The 14,528-nt window shown below is 25.8% G+C and carries 15 protein-coding genes and 1 pseudogene; 13 read left to right on the forward strand and 3 right to left on the reverse strand.

Translation table 11 applies throughout. From position 1 onward, the window contains the following. The first annotated feature begins 146 nt into the window (after positions 1-146). The 3 genes from HMPREF0216_RS06510 (at position 147) to HMPREF0216_RS17060 (ending at position 2,349) form a co-directional block, all read left to right on the forward strand. Positions 147-830, forward strand: a complete 684-nt coding sequence (locus HMPREF0216_RS06510) for a YjjG family noncanonical pyrimidine nucleotidase (RefSeq protein WP_005212722.1) — start codon at positions 147-149, stop codon at positions 828-830. A gap of 131 nt (positions 831-961) precedes the next feature. Continuing rightward, positions 962-2,098 (forward strand): NAD/NADP octopine/nopaline dehydrogenase family protein, encoded by a 1,137-nt coding sequence (locus tag HMPREF0216_RS06515; protein ID WP_005212724.1) that lies wholly within the window; start codon positions 962-964, stop codon positions 2,096-2,098. 95 nt (positions 2,099-2,193) lie between these two features. Then, positions 2,194-2,349, forward strand: coding sequence for a hypothetical protein (locus HMPREF0216_RS17060; RefSeq protein WP_005212726.1), 156 nt, complete (start codon positions 2,194-2,196; stop codon positions 2,347-2,349). A gap of 131 nt (positions 2,350-2,480) precedes the next feature. On the opposite strand, the gene HMPREF0216_RS17315 is transcribed toward HMPREF0216_RS17060, so the two are convergent. Next, the gene (locus HMPREF0216_RS17315; RefSeq protein WP_005212727.1) at positions 2,481-2,633 is read right to left on the reverse strand and encodes a hypothetical protein; all 153 of its coding nucleotides are present in this window, start codon (positions 2,631-2,633) and stop codon (positions 2,481-2,483) included. Between the two features lie 259 nt (positions 2,634-2,892). On the opposite strand from HMPREF0216_RS17315, the gene HMPREF0216_RS06520 reads away from it, so the two are divergent. Next, positions 2,893-3,276: a VOC family protein gene (locus HMPREF0216_RS06520; protein ID WP_005212729.1), complete on the forward strand. Its 384-nt coding sequence runs from the start codon at positions 2,893-2,895 to the stop codon at positions 3,274-3,276. Positions 3,277-3,472: 196 nt separating this feature from the next. On the opposite strand, the pseudogene HMPREF0216_RS06525 reads toward HMPREF0216_RS06520, so the two are convergent. Both HMPREF0216_RS06525 and HMPREF0216_RS06530 read right to left on the reverse strand, forming a co-directional pair. Further along, a pseudogene (locus tag HMPREF0216_RS06525) lies at positions 3,473-4,760 on the reverse strand (dicarboxylate/amino acid:cation symporter). A 425-nt stretch (positions 4,761-5,185) separates the two neighbouring features. Further along, complete coding sequence (locus HMPREF0216_RS06530) at positions 5,186-5,932, reverse strand: FAD-binding oxidoreductase (RefSeq protein WP_040419193.1); 747 nt, start codon at positions 5,930-5,932, stop codon at positions 5,186-5,188. A 296-nt stretch (positions 5,933-6,228) separates the two neighbouring features. On the opposite strand from HMPREF0216_RS06530, the gene HMPREF0216_RS06535 reads away from it, so the two are divergent. The 9 genes from HMPREF0216_RS06535 to HMPREF0216_RS06575 all read left to right on the forward strand — a co-directional run bounded on the left by HMPREF0216_RS06535 (position 6,229) and on the right by HMPREF0216_RS06575 (position 14,478). Beyond that, positions 6,229-6,459: a hypothetical protein gene (locus tag HMPREF0216_RS06535; RefSeq protein ID WP_005212735.1), complete on the forward strand. Its 231-nt coding sequence runs from the start codon at positions 6,229-6,231 to the stop codon at positions 6,457-6,459. A gap of 377 nt (positions 6,460-6,836) precedes the next feature. Beyond that, entirely contained in the window at positions 6,837-8,003 is a 1,167-nt protein-coding gene (locus tag HMPREF0216_RS06540) for a hypothetical protein (RefSeq protein ID WP_005212737.1), read from the forward strand. 108 nt (positions 8,004-8,111) lie between these two features. After that, positions 8,112-9,011, forward strand: a complete 900-nt coding sequence (locus HMPREF0216_RS06545) for a D-alanine--D-alanine ligase (RefSeq protein ID WP_005212739.1) — start codon at positions 8,112-8,114, stop codon at positions 9,009-9,011. A 15-nt stretch (positions 9,012-9,026) separates the two neighbouring features. Continuing rightward, the gene (locus tag HMPREF0216_RS06550) at positions 9,027-10,460 is read left to right on the forward strand and encodes an aminotransferase-like domain-containing protein (protein WP_394371328.1); all 1,434 of its coding nucleotides are present in this window, start codon (positions 9,027-9,029) and stop codon (positions 10,458-10,460) included. 198 nt (positions 10,461-10,658) lie between these two features. Next, complete coding sequence (locus tag HMPREF0216_RS06555; RefSeq protein WP_040419216.1) at positions 10,659-12,014, forward strand: MATE family efflux transporter; 1,356 nt, start codon at positions 10,659-10,661, stop codon at positions 12,012-12,014. A gap of 131 nt (positions 12,015-12,145) precedes the next feature. Next, positions 12,146-12,460, forward strand: coding sequence for a rhodanese-like domain-containing protein (locus tag HMPREF0216_RS06560; protein ID WP_040419197.1), 315 nt, complete (start codon positions 12,146-12,148; stop codon positions 12,458-12,460). Positions 12,461-12,516: 56 nt separating this feature from the next. Then, positions 12,517-13,269, forward strand: a complete 753-nt coding sequence (locus tag HMPREF0216_RS06565) for a hypothetical protein (RefSeq protein ID WP_005212745.1) — start codon at positions 12,517-12,519, stop codon at positions 13,267-13,269. 168 nt (positions 13,270-13,437) lie between these two features. Beyond that, a complete protein-coding gene (locus HMPREF0216_RS06570) occupies positions 13,438-13,764 on the forward strand; it encodes a hypothetical protein (RefSeq protein WP_005212747.1) in 327 nt (108 codons plus the stop codon). A 474-nt stretch (positions 13,765-14,238) separates the two neighbouring features. Next, positions 14,239-14,478: a hypothetical protein gene (locus HMPREF0216_RS06575; RefSeq protein ID WP_005212751.1), complete on the forward strand. Its 240-nt coding sequence runs from the start codon at positions 14,239-14,241 to the stop codon at positions 14,476-14,478. Positions 14,479-14,528 lie beyond the last annotated feature (50 nt).

Genomic DNA, 14,528 nt, shown 5'->3' on the forward strand with positions numbered 1-14,528 from the left:
TAAAGTAAATTATATAGAAATGCAATATTTGGTTAATAAAAAAACAATAAATTGTTAAAAGTACTATTAATATACTAAAGTTTTAATATATAATTTCTTTTATAGTGTAAAATATAAAATGAACACTAAAAGGGAGGGTGAAGTAAATGAAATATGAATTAATTTTATTTGATGCAGATGAAACTTTATTTGATTTTAAAAAATCAGAAAGATATGCTTTTATGGAGTCTTTAAGTGATTTTAAAATAAATTACGATAAAGAAGAGTGTATGAAAATATATAGTGAAATTAATACAGCAATATGGAAAGAATTTGAGAAAGGAACTATAACTTCAGATAAGCTTAAAGTTGAAAGATTTAATAGATTATTTAAAAGGTTAAGTGTAGATAAAGATGCTGAAAAATTTAGCAAAGCATATATGAATCATTTATCGGAAGCGAGCTTTATTTATAATGAAGCATTTGAAATTTTAGATTATTTAAAAGATAAATATAGATTAGCTATAATAACTAATGGACTTTTAGATGTTCAAAATAAGAGAATAAGAGAATCAAAGATAGAACATTATTTCCAAGAGATAATAATATCTGATGAGATAAAAATTGCAAAACCAATGGCGAAAATATTTGATTATACATTAGAAAAATTAAACTTCAAGGATAAAAGTAAGGTGTTAATGATTGGAGATAGTTTAACTTCAGATATTCAAGGTGGAATAAATGCAGAAATAGATACATGCTGGTTTAATGTTAATAATAAAGAAAAACCAAAAGATATGGATATAACATATGTTATTAACAATATATTAGAGCTTAAAAATATTTTATAACAAAAATAAAAAAAAGGTTCAAAGCTTTAATAAATAAAAAATATTAAAATATAAATACAAAGTTAATAATTTTAACGTATGATAGAAAATTATTTAATAAATAAGCATTAAGATAAATTTAGGAGGCAGATATGAATATTTGTATTATAGGGGCAGGAAATATTGGAACGTATTTAGCGGCATATATTTCAATGAATAAAAATAATAAAGTTTATTTACATACTTCAAAGCCTGAAGTTTTTAAGGAAACTATTGCTTTAATTGAAGAAGAAAAAAATATAACACATGATGTAAAAGTTCATTGTGTTACTGCAAGTTATGAAGAAGCTGTAAAGGAAGCAGATTATATTTTAATAACATATCCTTCATTTATGATGGAGAAAACGATAAATACTATAATTCCATTTTTAAAGAAAGGAGCAGTTGTTGGAGCTATTCCTGGATTTGGAGGAAAAGAATATTTAATAGATGAATTACTTAAAAAAGAGTGTATATTCTTTGGAAGTCAGAGAGTTCCTTCAATAATTAGATTGGAGAAGTATGGAGAATCGGTTCTTCTTAAACAAAAGAATGAGTTTATGAAGATAAGGGTAATTCCAGATAAATATTCAGAAAAAGTTTCAAAAGATATGACTAGCTTTATAGATATTCCATGTATTCCATTAAGTAATTACCTAGCAATAACTTTATCTCCATCAAACCCAACTATGCATCCTTCAAGATTATATGAATTATTTCATGATTATATTGAAGGAGAAAAAGTTTATGATAGGAATCCATATTTCTATGAAGAATGGGGAACTATGGCATCATTACAGCTTTTAAAACTAGATGAAGAGTTAGAGTTAATATTTAATGCTTTTAATGAAAATAATGACTTTGATGCAAGTGACATTGAAAAAATTAAAACTAGATATAATATAGAAACACCAGAGCAATTATGTAAAAAAATAAATACTGCACCAGGATTCCAAGGAATAGATTCTCCAATGGTAAAAGTAGAAGGTGGATATGTCCCAGATAAAAATTCAAGATATTTTGTTGAAGATATACAGTTTGGATTATGCATATTAAAATCTTTTGCAGAAATTTTAAATGTGAAAACACCTGAGATAGATAAGATTGCAACCTGGGGACAAAAATTTCTAGGAAAAGAATATTTAGTTGATGGAAAACTGAATGGTAAAGATGTAGAGGAGCTTACAATACCTCAAAATAGAGGAATTACTACAAAAGTACAGTTGATTAATTACTATAAAGGGTTGTAAAAAGTTATAGGAGAACTTATTTGTCATTTAATACTTATAAATAAAATAATATCTTGGAATAATAAGAGTAAAGCAAAAAGAGAGGTGTTATTATTATGAGTAAAGATGAAGGTAATATTAGTTATAGTAATGGGATTATTGATGGGGTTATTCCCTGTGAAGAGGAAGAAAGAAAGCTAAGACATGATAGAAAGCCAAGGTCAAAGTTAGCTGTTGGTGGAATGTTTAAATTTCCAGATTTAAACGAATAGATATTAAAATTACTAAAAATATTTTAAGTATGTTAGTACAATAAATTATAATTTAATAGAGATTAAAAAAATTAGTGAAATAGGCAGTAATAAATTTAAAATAATAATATTACTGCCTATTAATATAAAAATTATTTATCGAATAATCCACCACCGTTACCAGTTCTAGCGCCCTTTGAAACTTTACCAATACTTTTTTGAGGTTTTATTCCTTTGTTAGAATTAGTACCTTTACTTTTTTTTTCTTCAATAAGTTTTTTCATAATCTCAATATTTTTATTCATTTTAAGCACCTCATATTTAGTAATTTTAAAATATAAATAATATTATATTTATGTTAATGATATATATATTTAACTATTTAATCTTTTATATAAGTTTATATAAAAATAGATTATACCATATTTTAAATGAATAATATGAAAAAAGTAAAAAAATATACTATGAAAAAATAGAAAAACAATATATAATAAGAACCTAAGTTCGATATAGGCTAAATAAAGCAATATTTATATTATTGTAAATAATTTAGGAGGAAGACAAATGATAAATAAAATAGGTAAAATAACGATTTATGTTAATAATCAAGAAGAAGCTAAAGAATTTTGGACTAAAAAATTAAATTTTATTGTTAAATTTGAGCAAGCAATGGGTCCTAATATGAAGTGGATAGAAGTTGGACCAAGTGACGATGAATTTACTACTTTTGTTTTATATGATAAAAATATGATGAAGATGCAAAATCCAAATGCTAGTGTAGATCACCCTAACGTAATACTGAGCACTAGTGATATAGAATCAACCTATAAGGAGATGCAAGAAAATAAAGTTGAAGTTGAAGATATAATGAAAATGCCGTATGGAAGTATGTTTTCATTTAAAGATATGGATGGAAATAAATATTTAGTTAGAGAAGATAAATACTAATAAAATATTGAAAATGAAGTATAAAATCTAGAATTAAGAAATTATTTTTGAGTTTTCAAATAAATAATACCCAATAAGAATTAATTATTCATATTGGGTATTTATATTTTCTACTATATCGTATTTAATTTTATTATAAAAGTAGTTTTTATTTTTAGAACTATATATTTTAAGATAAGTTCTGTAATATTTTTAATTATGATGAAACTACGTTATCTATTATGCTTTCATCAGAGTAGAAAACTTTTTCGTCAAATTCGCCTTCTTGCTTTGCAACGATAGTAGTACAAATAGCATCGCCTGTAACATTTACTGCAGTTCTAGTCATATCAAGTATTCTATCAATACCCATAATTATACCAATACCTTCAATTGGTAATCCTACAGAGTTAAGAACCATAGATAATGTTATAAGTCCAACACCAGGAACCCCAGCAGTTCCAATAGACGCCAATGTTGCTGTTAATATAACTGTAAGATAAGCATTTAACCCAAGTTCTATTCCAAAGGCTTGTGAAATAAATACAACAGCTACTCCTTGCATTATTGCAGTACCATCCATATTTATTGTTGCTCCTAATGGAATTGTAAAAGATGATATTTTTTCTGAAACACCAATTTCATCATCAAGAGTTTCTATACTTAATGGGATTGTTGCATTTGATGATGCAGTTGAAAATGCAAAGCTCATAACTGGTATAAACTTCTTTAAGAATTTTATTGGACTAAGGTTAGTAAATCCTTTAAGCATTGCCATATATGTTACTAAACATTGAATTACTAATGCTAACATTACTGCAAAAATGTATTTAAGCATTGGAGTAAAAGCACTCCAACCTATAGTTGAAAATGTAGTTGCTATTAAGCAAAATACACCAATTGGAGCTACCTTCATAACTATCATTGTCGTTTTCATCTTAATTTCATTAAATTGACTAAAGAAATGTAGCAACAACAGTTCCCTTTTCTTTAAGCATTGCTAAAATTACTCCAATTAATATAGCAAAAACAATTATTTGAAGCATATTTCCATTTGCTAAAGCAGATATTGGATTGGTTGGAATTATATCTAAAAGCACATCGCTTAATGCTTTAGACTCACTTACTGTAGTTTCTGCAATTTGAATACTACTCATATCTAGGCCGATTCCAGGATTTATAATTTTACCAATTAGAATTGCTAAAGTTATGGCTATAGCTGTAGTTATAAGATAAAAAATCATTGTTTTAACTCCAACCCTACCCAGTTTTTTCGTATCACCAATTGCCATACTACCGCAAACAAGTGAACAAAATACTAATGGAACAACAAGCATTTGCATAGCTCGTAAGAAACCTTTACCTATAACTTTAAATACACCATTAATTAAGAAATCATCTCTAAAGAATCCAGATGGAACAAATCTATAAAGGATAATACCACAAATTGCCCCAAGTAGTAATCCAATAAAGATTTTTGTTGTTAAACCTAATTTTTTTTTCATAATAATGCCCCCTTTTTATTGTTTGAAAAATGCATTAAAAAAAATAAAACTTGCATTTAATTTTATATTTTACCATAGTATATAAAAAAATACAATAGGGCTATCTAATGGAAGTGCTTATTTTCAAAGGAGAAGAGTGAAAGCGTTTTAAAAGTAAAAAAATAAAAAGAATTATTATGAATAAAAAATAAAAAAACTTTCATTTTTATAAAAGTTAAATTTGAAAATATAAAGAAATATAATTATTAATAGAAATTACTATATGAGAATATTTTAATGAATAAAAATAAGACATGATCTTTGAAGGCGTATAAAGAAATGCAAAACGGCAAATAAAAGTAAAATAATATTATAATTATCTTTATTTGCCGTTTGTGTTTATAAATGAATTTATTTGTTATTATTTTTTATATGAGAAAGAAAAGCTAGTTACTAAATAATTCATAATTAATTTTACTTTTATCTACACCTAGTTCAAGTAAAGTATTTTCAAGAGCTTTCATAAATGGAGGTGGTCCACAAAGATAAAAATCTGAGTTTAAATTGATATTTTTTTCAAAGAAATCTTTATTTACATAACCAGTAAAGTTATAGTCAATGCCTTCCTTATCAGTATCTAAAGGATTAGAATAAAAAACAGTATTTTCAACTCCTCTAATTTTAGCAATAGATTCTATATCCTCTTTAAATGGATGTAGGCTAGAATTTTGTACAGCTTGAATAAAGTGAATATTATTTCTTATAGACGATTCTTCATAAAGCATTGATAATAAAGGTGTAATACCTATACCACCTGAAATTAAAACTATATCATTATTTTTATTATTAATAGTAAATAACCCTGTAGGGATCATTGCTTCGATAGAGTCTCCGATATTAAGATTTTCGTGTAAGTAAGTACTAATTAAGCCACCATCAACTTTTTTAACACTTATTCTATAAATATCTTCATTAGGAAACATTGATAGACTATAGGTTCTAATTACATCTTTATATTTTGGATCATCTGTTTTAATTTTAAAAGGTAAAAATTGACCAGCTTTATGCTTTACAAGCTTGCCTCCATCTTTTGCTTTAAAATAAAAAGAAATTATACTAGGACATACGTCTACTTTATCTACTAGTACTAACTCTCTAAAACCTTTCCAAGAATTATTTAAATTATTATTCATAAAAACCTCCATAAAACTATTTGTTTATTAACTAATAATAATTATCTACTAATAATAAAAGAAAGTCAATATTTATATGAAGAGATTTCCAAAATTATTTACGTATAGTAGCTATCATTAATATTATATAAAGTATAATAAAATATATTTCGATTATAGAGATAATATATCAAGTTTTTAATTTACATTTAAGATAGTAAATAAAATTTTTTATTTTAAATTAGTGATTAAATATAAATGCTAAAGGAATAATAAATATTAATAACTTTAAATATTTTAAGTTTAGGAGGAATATTATGAGTAAAGATATATTGGATAAGTTAGAACTAAAAAATTATGAAAATTTATCAAGCAATAGAATCAATAACGATGAAATTAATATAAGTAGAGATTTAGAAAACTTTAAAATAGATGATGATTTTTCAAATGATGAATTTGTTGAGGATGAATTCAATATTATTGAAAATAATTCTTATATTGATCTATCTGATGTAGTAGGGGAGGATGGAGATACTGATAATAAGTAATTAGGTAAAAAATAAAATGGTTTATTAAGAGAATAAGGTAGTGATTATTTTCAAATTTTAATAAGCAAAAAATGTCTAATGAGATTTTATTATTCTTATTAGACGTTTTATTTTGTAGTAGTATTATTTTAATAAAGTATAATAAAATTTATTTTATATCTGAAGTAAATGTGAATTATTAATTTAATATAAGTAAACGTATTGATTATTACTATGAAATAATAATATACTATAAATATGTACTTATTGTAAAATTATACATTAGATTATAAGTTAATTAAGATAATGTATAAAAAACTATAAATAATTATGACAAAAATAAAGTGCAAATGGTAAAAATAAATTAAGCAGGGTATTTATGACGAGGGGATGAAAAAATGAATAGAAAAAAAATCATTGCATTAATAAGTGCGGTATTTATTAGTGTATCAGTAACAATGGTAGGATGTAGTACAAGCGTTATTGAAGAAAATAAAAACTTAGTAATATCAAAAGAAAATGTAAGTAGTAAAAGTGATTTAAAAATTGAAGAAACAACAGAAATTGTTTTTGAAACTGCTTTAGTTGATAATCAATATTCATTAAAAATAGATGAAAATGGAGATTTAGTAGTAGAACAAATAGAACCTAATATAGATAAAAATCTAGCTCTTTATGGTTTAGTTAATGTAGAAGAAAATACTGCTAACCTTGAATATTTAATTAGCAAAAGATATGAGGATTTAGGAAATTCAAGTATTCAGTTTTATGTAGAAAGTATAAGTGAAAATGAAGATAAAGTTATAATAAGAAATTATCTTAGTGAAGAAGGATATGAAATTGAGCGTACACTTATAGGAAATGGAAGTAATAAATATACCTTAGCAGAAAATATACTATTTGAACAAGTTATTAATGATGAAGGAGTGGTTACAAATATTATATGGCACAATCTTACTAATGAAACTGAAGGTAGTATAGAAGTTCCAGAAGAATATAAGGCTATTAGCGGAATAAATTTATTAGGAGATAAGGCTATATTATCAGCTTTACCAAATATAGATAGTGCGACATTACCAACAACCTTATTAATTGCTAATTTGGATAACGGTAGTATAGAAAAAGAAAGAGAAATAGGTGATTTTGGGTTTGTTTTACCAATAGATGAAGAAAGAGTTATATTATTAGGAGCTTTAGGAGAAGGAACTAGTGTTGATATATATAATGTTAATACTGAAGAAAAAAGTCAGTTATTTGAATATATATCTTATGAGTCTGAAGAAGAAGATTCACTTAATATTAGTTATATAGGCTTATTTCCAAGTAAAGATAAGATTTATTATTGTGAATATACTAATAAAATGGCATATATAAAAGTAGCTAAAATTAATGGTATGGGAATAGAAAAGCCTTTAACATTATGTGAATTAAACATTGAAGAGGAGTATATAGGTGAACCCCCAACAGTTGTTATAGGAAAAGATGAAAAAGAAGTTATAGTATATACTCAAAATTCACTTATTGGGGGAATAGAAAAATTCTATAAGATAAAATTAAATAAATAATAATTATAAGACCACAACCTTGAGAAAATACTTAAGGTGTGGTGCTTTTTTATTTTCATTTAAATCCATACAATAAAAATAAATAGTAAAAAAGAGGAGTGGATTTTTATGAGAATAGGAGTAATAATGGGTGGGGTATCAACTGAAAGAGAAATAAGCTTAAAGTCAGGAGAACAGGTAATAAAAAATTTAAATAAAGAAAATTATGAAGATATAATTCCTATAATAATAAACTCAAAAGACGAAGTAATAGAAAAAGTAAAGGAAATAGATTTTGCATTTTTAGCATTGCATGGTAGGTTTGGAGAGGATGGAACTATACAAGGAGTTTTAGAAACAATGGGTATTCCTTATAGTGGGTGTGGTGTGCTATGTAGTGCAATTTGTATGAATAAAGCGCTAACAAAAAGAATAGTAAGTACTATAAGAGTTCCTACAGCTCCATGGTTCACAGTGAAATCAATAGATGACATTAATTATGAAAAGATAAATGAGTTTAAATATCCAGTATTTATAAAACCTAATAATGGGGGTTCTAGTGTTGCAACATTTTTGGTGAAAAATAAAGAAGAAGTAGAGAATTCTGTAAGAGAAGGGTTAAAATATGATAAAGAAATAATTATAGAAAAGTATATTAGTGGTTATGAGATAACTTCTTTTATTTTAAATGGTGAGGTTTTTCCAACGGTAGTTATAAAAGCAAATAAGGGAGAGTTTTTTGATTATACTTCTAAATATAATGAAAGTGGAGCCAGTGAAGAAATAATATTTTTAGAGGCAGAGCTTCAAAAGAAGGTAGATGAAATTTCTAAAAATGTTTGGAATGTTTTAGGTTGCAAGAGCTATGCACGAGTTGATATGATAGTAAGTAATAATATTCCTTATATGCTTGAAGTAAATACACTTCCAGGAATGACAAAATCAAGTTTAATTCCTAAAAGTGCAAATGCAAGGGGATTAAGTTTTAGTGAATTGTTAGATAAAATAATTGAATATTCATTAGTTTAGGAGTTGAAAAGGTTGATATTTTCTAGTATAGATTTTAATGAAGATGAACCTATCTATTTACAAATTGAAAATTATATAAAAAATATGATAAATAATAATATGGTTGTGGCTAATGGAAAGCTACCTGCAACAAGAGAACTTTCTAGAATATTAGGTGTAAGTCGTAATTCTATAATAACAGCTTATGAAAATCTTGAAGATGAAGGAGTAGTATATACTGTTAAAGGCAAGGGAACATTTATATCTCCTAGTAAGTCAAAAACTGAAGAGGGCTGGCAGATTTCTTGGAATGACAAGGTAAATAATTATGGTAAATTGGCATTGGAGCTTGATATAGTTAAAAGTGAGATACCATGGGAAAAAAATTTAATATCTTTTAAAAGTATATCTCCAGATGGGGAATTATTTGATATGGAAGAGTTTAAAAAAGCATTTTTAAATAGAATTTCTATAGAAGGACATAAGCTTTTGAATTATGGTTATGCAAAAGGATATAAACCTCTTATGGAATATCTTTTAGAGTATATGAAAAGCAAAGGTGTTGATATAGAAGGTAAAGATATAATTATAACTAATGGATTTACTGAAGGGCTTGAAATGTTATGTGAAGCATATACAAGTCCAGGAGATAAGATTATTTGTGAAAATCCAACTCATAATACTTCGATTAAAATCATGAAGGTGCATGGAATTGAAGTTGTTGGAGTTAAAATGAATGAAGATGGTATAGATATTCTTGAACTTGAAGAAAAGCTTAAAGATAATAAGATTAAATTTGGATATTTAATACCATCATACCATAATCCAACTGGAATTGTGCTTAAAGGTGAAAAACGCTTTGAAGTGTACAATTTATTTAAGAAATATAATGTACCTATAATAGAAGATGGGTTCAATGAAGAACTTTTATACAATAGTACTCACGTTAGTCCTATTGCAGCATTAGATAAAGGTGGAAGCGGTGTTGTTTATATAGGAAGTTTTTCTAAAATATTATTTCCGGGAATAAGAGTAGGATGGTTGCTTGCAGATAAAGAAGTTATAAATATATTAGAAAGTGTAAAGAGATGTAAAAATATTCACACCTCTTTTTTAGATCAAGGTATACTTTATGAATATTTACGTTCAGGTGCTTTTGAAAAACAAATTAAAAAAGTAAGAAAATCATATAAAGAAAGATATGAGTTTGCATTAAAGTGTATAAATAAATATGTTAATCCTAAATTTATTTGGGGAGAAGGTGGGCTTCATATTTATATTGGAATAGAGGGAATAACTGGAAGAGAACTATTAAATCGATGCTATAAAAAAGGAGTAATATTTACTCCAGGAGATGTTTTTTCTATGGATAATGCTGGAGATTATACATTAAGATTAGGGTTATCTAGATTATCATTAAAGGAAATAGAAAAAGGAATTAAAATAATAGGGGAAGAATTAAAAAATTAGGTAATTTAAAAATAAGGTTATTTTAAAAATTTTTAATTTGAATATTAGGGGCTCATTATGTTTTAAATGTAGCCCTTTTTTATTTTAAAATTAATATTTAATTTCCTTTGCAATATTAATTAAAAAATGATATTGTATTAAATTGAGAAATGAAAATAGGGGGTAGAAAAAATAGTGGGACATGATAAAACTAATGATATGACTAAAGGTAATCCAGTTAAATTAATTTTAATGTTCTCAATACCATTATTAATAGGTAACATATTTCAACAATTTTATAGCATGGTTGATACAATAATAGTTGGTAGGTTTGTAGGAGTAGAAGCACTTGCAGCTGTTGGTTCTACAGGATCAATGGTGTTTTTAGTTAATGGATTTGTAACAGGTTTAACTAGTGGATTTGCAGTTTTAGTTTCCCAAAGATTTGGAGCAAAGGATGAAAAGGGACTTAAAAAAGCTGTAGGAAGCGCTATCATATTAACAGCTATTTCTGTAATTGTAGTTACTTTGGTAAGTGTAATTTCAGCTAAGCCATTATTAAGATTAATGAATACTCCTGAAAATATTATGAAAGATGCTACTACATATATCATAATTATTTATGCAGGATGTATTGCTACAGTTGCTTATAACATGATTGCAAGTATATTAAGATCTTTAGGTGATAGTAAGACACCTCTATACTTTTTAATTGTTTCATCAGTATTAAATATAGTGTTAGATCTAGTATTTATAATTAACTTTAAAATGGGCGTAGCTGGAGCGGCATATGCAACGATTATATCACAAGGCGTTTCCGCAATATTATGTTTTATATATACATATAAGAAATTTACTATATTGAGACTTAGAAAAGAAGATTTTAAAGTTAAAAAGAGATATTATCATAAACATTTAAAAGTAGGAATTCCTATGGCACTTCAATTTTCAATAACTGCAATTGGAATTATGACAGTTCAAGCTGCATTAAATGTATTTGGATCAACAGTTATTGCAGCGTATACAGCAGCTTCAAAGGCACTTCAACTTGTAATGCAACCAGCAATTACATTTGGTGTTGCTATGGCTACTTATTGTGGACAAAACTTAGGAGCTAAAAATTATAAGCGTATAAAAGATGGCGTTAAAGCATGTACTAAGATTTCAATAATAACAAGTATTATCGCAGGGGCAGTATTAATATTTCTAGGGAAATATTTTGTTATGATGTTTATAAGTAACCCAGATGCAGAAATACTAAAATATGCTCAAGAGGTACTTAATATATCAGCGATTTTCTTTATACCACTTGGATTAATATTTATTTATCGAAATGCTCTTCAAGGTATGGGCGAATCATTTGTACCAATGATGGCAGGAGTATATGAACTTGTGGCTAGAGCTATAGTTGCATTTACTTTACCAAGATATTTAGAGTTTACAGGAATATGTTTAGCTGATCCAGTGGCATGGTTTGCAGCAGTTATTCCACTAGGATTTACTTATTTTAAGAGAATGAAGCACTTAGTATATGAAGATAAAGAAGAGTTAAATATTAAAAAAGCAGAAGCATAAATATATAAATACTTCAATGTGAATTAAAAACATATTGAAGTATTTTTATATATTAAAAAATATAAATTGACCTTAAATGGGAGATTTATTTATAATTAATACAAATGAAAATTGAAGAAAGAGGTAGAATGATGAATTCATATAAAAGTATAAATAGTGAACAAGCAAAAAAATTAATAAAGGAAAATAAAGAACTATTAATTATAGATGTAAGAAGGTTTAGTGAGTATAAAACAGGGAAAATACATAATGCTATAAATATTCCTGTTGAAGAATTAGAATGGGAAATTGAAGATTTAAAAGAGCATCAAGATGATCCTATACTTGTATATTGTAAAGCAGGACATAAAAGTGCACTTGCTTGCGAGATGTTAAGTGAAGAAGGATTTAGTAATTTATATAATTTAGGGCAAGGTATATTGGGGTTTGATGGTGAACTAGAATAAAAGATAAGTAAAAAGTCTTTAAAATATAATAGTTGTCTTTGACATAGGGGGATACAATGACAAAAGCAAAAAAGATTATTAGAAATATAATTATAATGGTTGGAGTAGTAATTTTATTAGTTTTTTTAGGAAGTAGGATACAACAAAATAAAATTTTAAGAACTGAATTTACTGATAAAGTTAATCCTTATGAACAGACATTAGAAGAAATTTTGTATAATTCAAAGAAAATTACAATGAAGAAAAGGTTATTTTCATTTAGAAAGCATTACTATATATTGAGTGATGGAGTTTTAATAGGAGAAGTTACAGGGAAGTTATTTCCTGTTTTTGGGGACACTTTAAAATTAAAGGATGTTAATGGAGCTGTTATTAAAGAGGAAAGTCAAATAAAAAGATTAGGATTTACACAGGAAAAATTATTTAATATATCTATTAATAGATTAGGTAAAGTAGAGGATTCTAATGGTAATACAACAGGATATATTGGTGAAGAAAAGTTGCAGGATTTTTGGAAGTTAAAGCATATATTATATTTTTATGATGAAAACTATAATAAGTTAGGGAAGGGAATAGAGGAAAATCTATTTTTTAATAAGGATTATAATATTTTAGATAATAATAAAAATGTGGATTATATAATTGATGGTAAACATTTTAGTTTAACTGATGATACTACTATTGAAATTATAGATAGTTCAGATATTCCTATAGAAGATGCTATATTTTATACTATAATTGAGAAATCAATAAGTTCTAGTAAAACTAAAAGTTCAAGTTCGAATTCAGGTAAAAGCAATAAAAAATAATAATGATGGTAATGAAGATACTTTTAAGATTGAAATAAAGTAGCTTTAAAAATAGAGACTATTAACAGTTGATTTAATAGTCTCTATCTATTTTTAAGGAAATGTAACGAAAAAAAGAAAAATGTCATATCATGGGAATATAACAGTTATTGTATAAGGAATAAGAAAATGAGTAATTGGAATACATCATGTAGTTTAGATGATATTATTAGAAACTTAGATGAAGATGATTTGAATGAATATTGCTGTAACAATACAAGCGATACTGGGAATGTTAGTGATGTTGACGATACATTTTACTATTGTGAACTTCTAAACTTATTTCAGTGTTATACATCGCAATATATGAATTTAATATTTATAGTATTGTTTATGTATTGGTGGAATAATCAAGCAATGAACAGTTATTTAATGAACACAAATTGTCAATTAACTAATGCTGTAAGTGATTTATTACAAGATTGTTTTGAATGTAATTGTTGTAGTAAAAAATAAAAAAGAATAACAGAAATTTACTCAATTTAAATTTCTGTTATTCTTTTTTTGTTTTAACTATTTATAATAGAAGATAGAGAGATAAAATTTAGGCAATCTATTGTACATTGCAAGATAGGTGAAAAATTAATAATTTGACATAAATATAAAAAGATATTTTATTGTGTGTATTGTAAATATAGTTTCTAGGAATGAAATTTACTGATATAAAGTTTGTAAAAAAACTTGTAATTAATCAATTTGAAGATAGAAGTTTGAATTTAATAAAAATTAAATGTAAGAATAAATATATAATAATAGTATTATTTTAGAAGTACGTACTATTAATTAGAATGGAATTTAAAGGAGGAATAGATAGTAGCAAATCATGACTTTGGAGTAATAGATTATTTTGAAGAAAACAAATGGTATAGTGATTATGAACCAGAAAAGTATAATTGTATATCCATTAGTGATGAATTAATAGATGAGGTAATGAAAGGATACTTAGAAGAACTAGGTAATTTAAAAACGTATTTTCATGTAAAAAAACATCCAGCATTAGGATTAGATTATTGTGGAACTACAATCATACCTCCAAGGTCATTAAAAGAATTTAAAAAAATTATTATTAGTGCAAACAAACAATTTAAATCTAATGAATTGGATGAATTAATTAAGAAAATTGATGGTGCAATAAAGGAAAATAAGCATATAATTCATTACGGAATATAAAACTTAACCTATGGTTAAGTTTTTTCAGACTGCTGACAAAGTGTCAGTAG

Origin of the sequence: Clostridium celatum DSM 1785, assembly GCF_000320405.1 — a bacterium.
Classification (GTDB): Bacteria; Bacillota; Clostridia; order Clostridiales; family Clostridiaceae; genus Clostridium; species Clostridium celatum.

What these genes read in the sequence shown, in the direction of transcription:
- HMPREF0216_RS06510 (WP_005212722.1), top strand. Translation starts at nt 147, where the DNA reads ATGAAATATGAATTAATTTTATTTGATGCAGATGAAACTTTATTTGAT.
- HMPREF0216_RS06535 (WP_005212735.1), top strand. Translation starts at nt 6,229, where the DNA reads ATGAGTAAAGATATATTGGATAAGTTAGAACTAAAAAATTATGAAAAT.
- HMPREF0216_RS17060 (WP_005212726.1), top strand. Translation starts at nt 2,194, where the DNA reads ATGAGTAAAGATGAAGGTAATATTAGTTATAGTAATGGGATTATTGAT.
- HMPREF0216_RS06555 (WP_040419216.1), top strand. Translation starts at nt 10,659, where the DNA reads ATGACTAAAGGTAATCCAGTTAAATTAATTTTAATGTTCTCAATACCA.
- HMPREF0216_RS06520 (WP_005212729.1), top strand. Translation starts at nt 2,893, where the DNA reads ATGATAAATAAAATAGGTAAAATAACGATTTATGTTAATAATCAAGAA.
- HMPREF0216_RS06515 (WP_005212724.1), top strand. Translation starts at nt 962, where the DNA reads ATGAATATTTGTATTATAGGGGCAGGAAATATTGGAACGTATTTAGCG.
- HMPREF0216_RS06540 (WP_005212737.1), top strand. Translation starts at nt 6,837, where the DNA reads ATGAATAGAAAAAAAATCATTGCATTAATAAGTGCGGTATTTATTAGT.
- HMPREF0216_RS06560 (WP_040419197.1), top strand. Translation starts at nt 12,146, where the DNA reads ATGAATTCATATAAAAGTATAAATAGTGAACAAGCAAAAAAATTAATA.
- HMPREF0216_RS06530 (WP_040419193.1), bottom strand. Translation starts at nt 5,932, where the DNA reads ATGAATAATAATTTAAATAATTCTTGGAAAGGTTTTAGAGAGTTAGTA.
- HMPREF0216_RS06570 (WP_005212747.1), top strand. Translation starts at nt 13,438, where the DNA reads ATGAGTAATTGGAATACATCATGTAGTTTAGATGATATTATTAGAAAC.
- HMPREF0216_RS17315 (WP_005212727.1), bottom strand. Translation starts at nt 2,633, where the DNA reads ATGAATAAAAATATTGAGATTATGAAAAAACTTATTGAAGAAAAAAAA.
- HMPREF0216_RS06575 (WP_005212751.1), top strand. Translation starts at nt 14,239, where the DNA reads ATGAAAGGATACTTAGAAGAACTAGGTAATTTAAAAACGTATTTTCAT.
- HMPREF0216_RS06545 (WP_005212739.1), top strand. Translation starts at nt 8,112, where the DNA reads ATGAGAATAGGAGTAATAATGGGTGGGGTATCAACTGAAAGAGAAATA.
- HMPREF0216_RS06565 (WP_005212745.1), top strand. Translation starts at nt 12,517, where the DNA reads ATGACAAAAGCAAAAAAGATTATTAGAAATATAATTATAATGGTTGGA.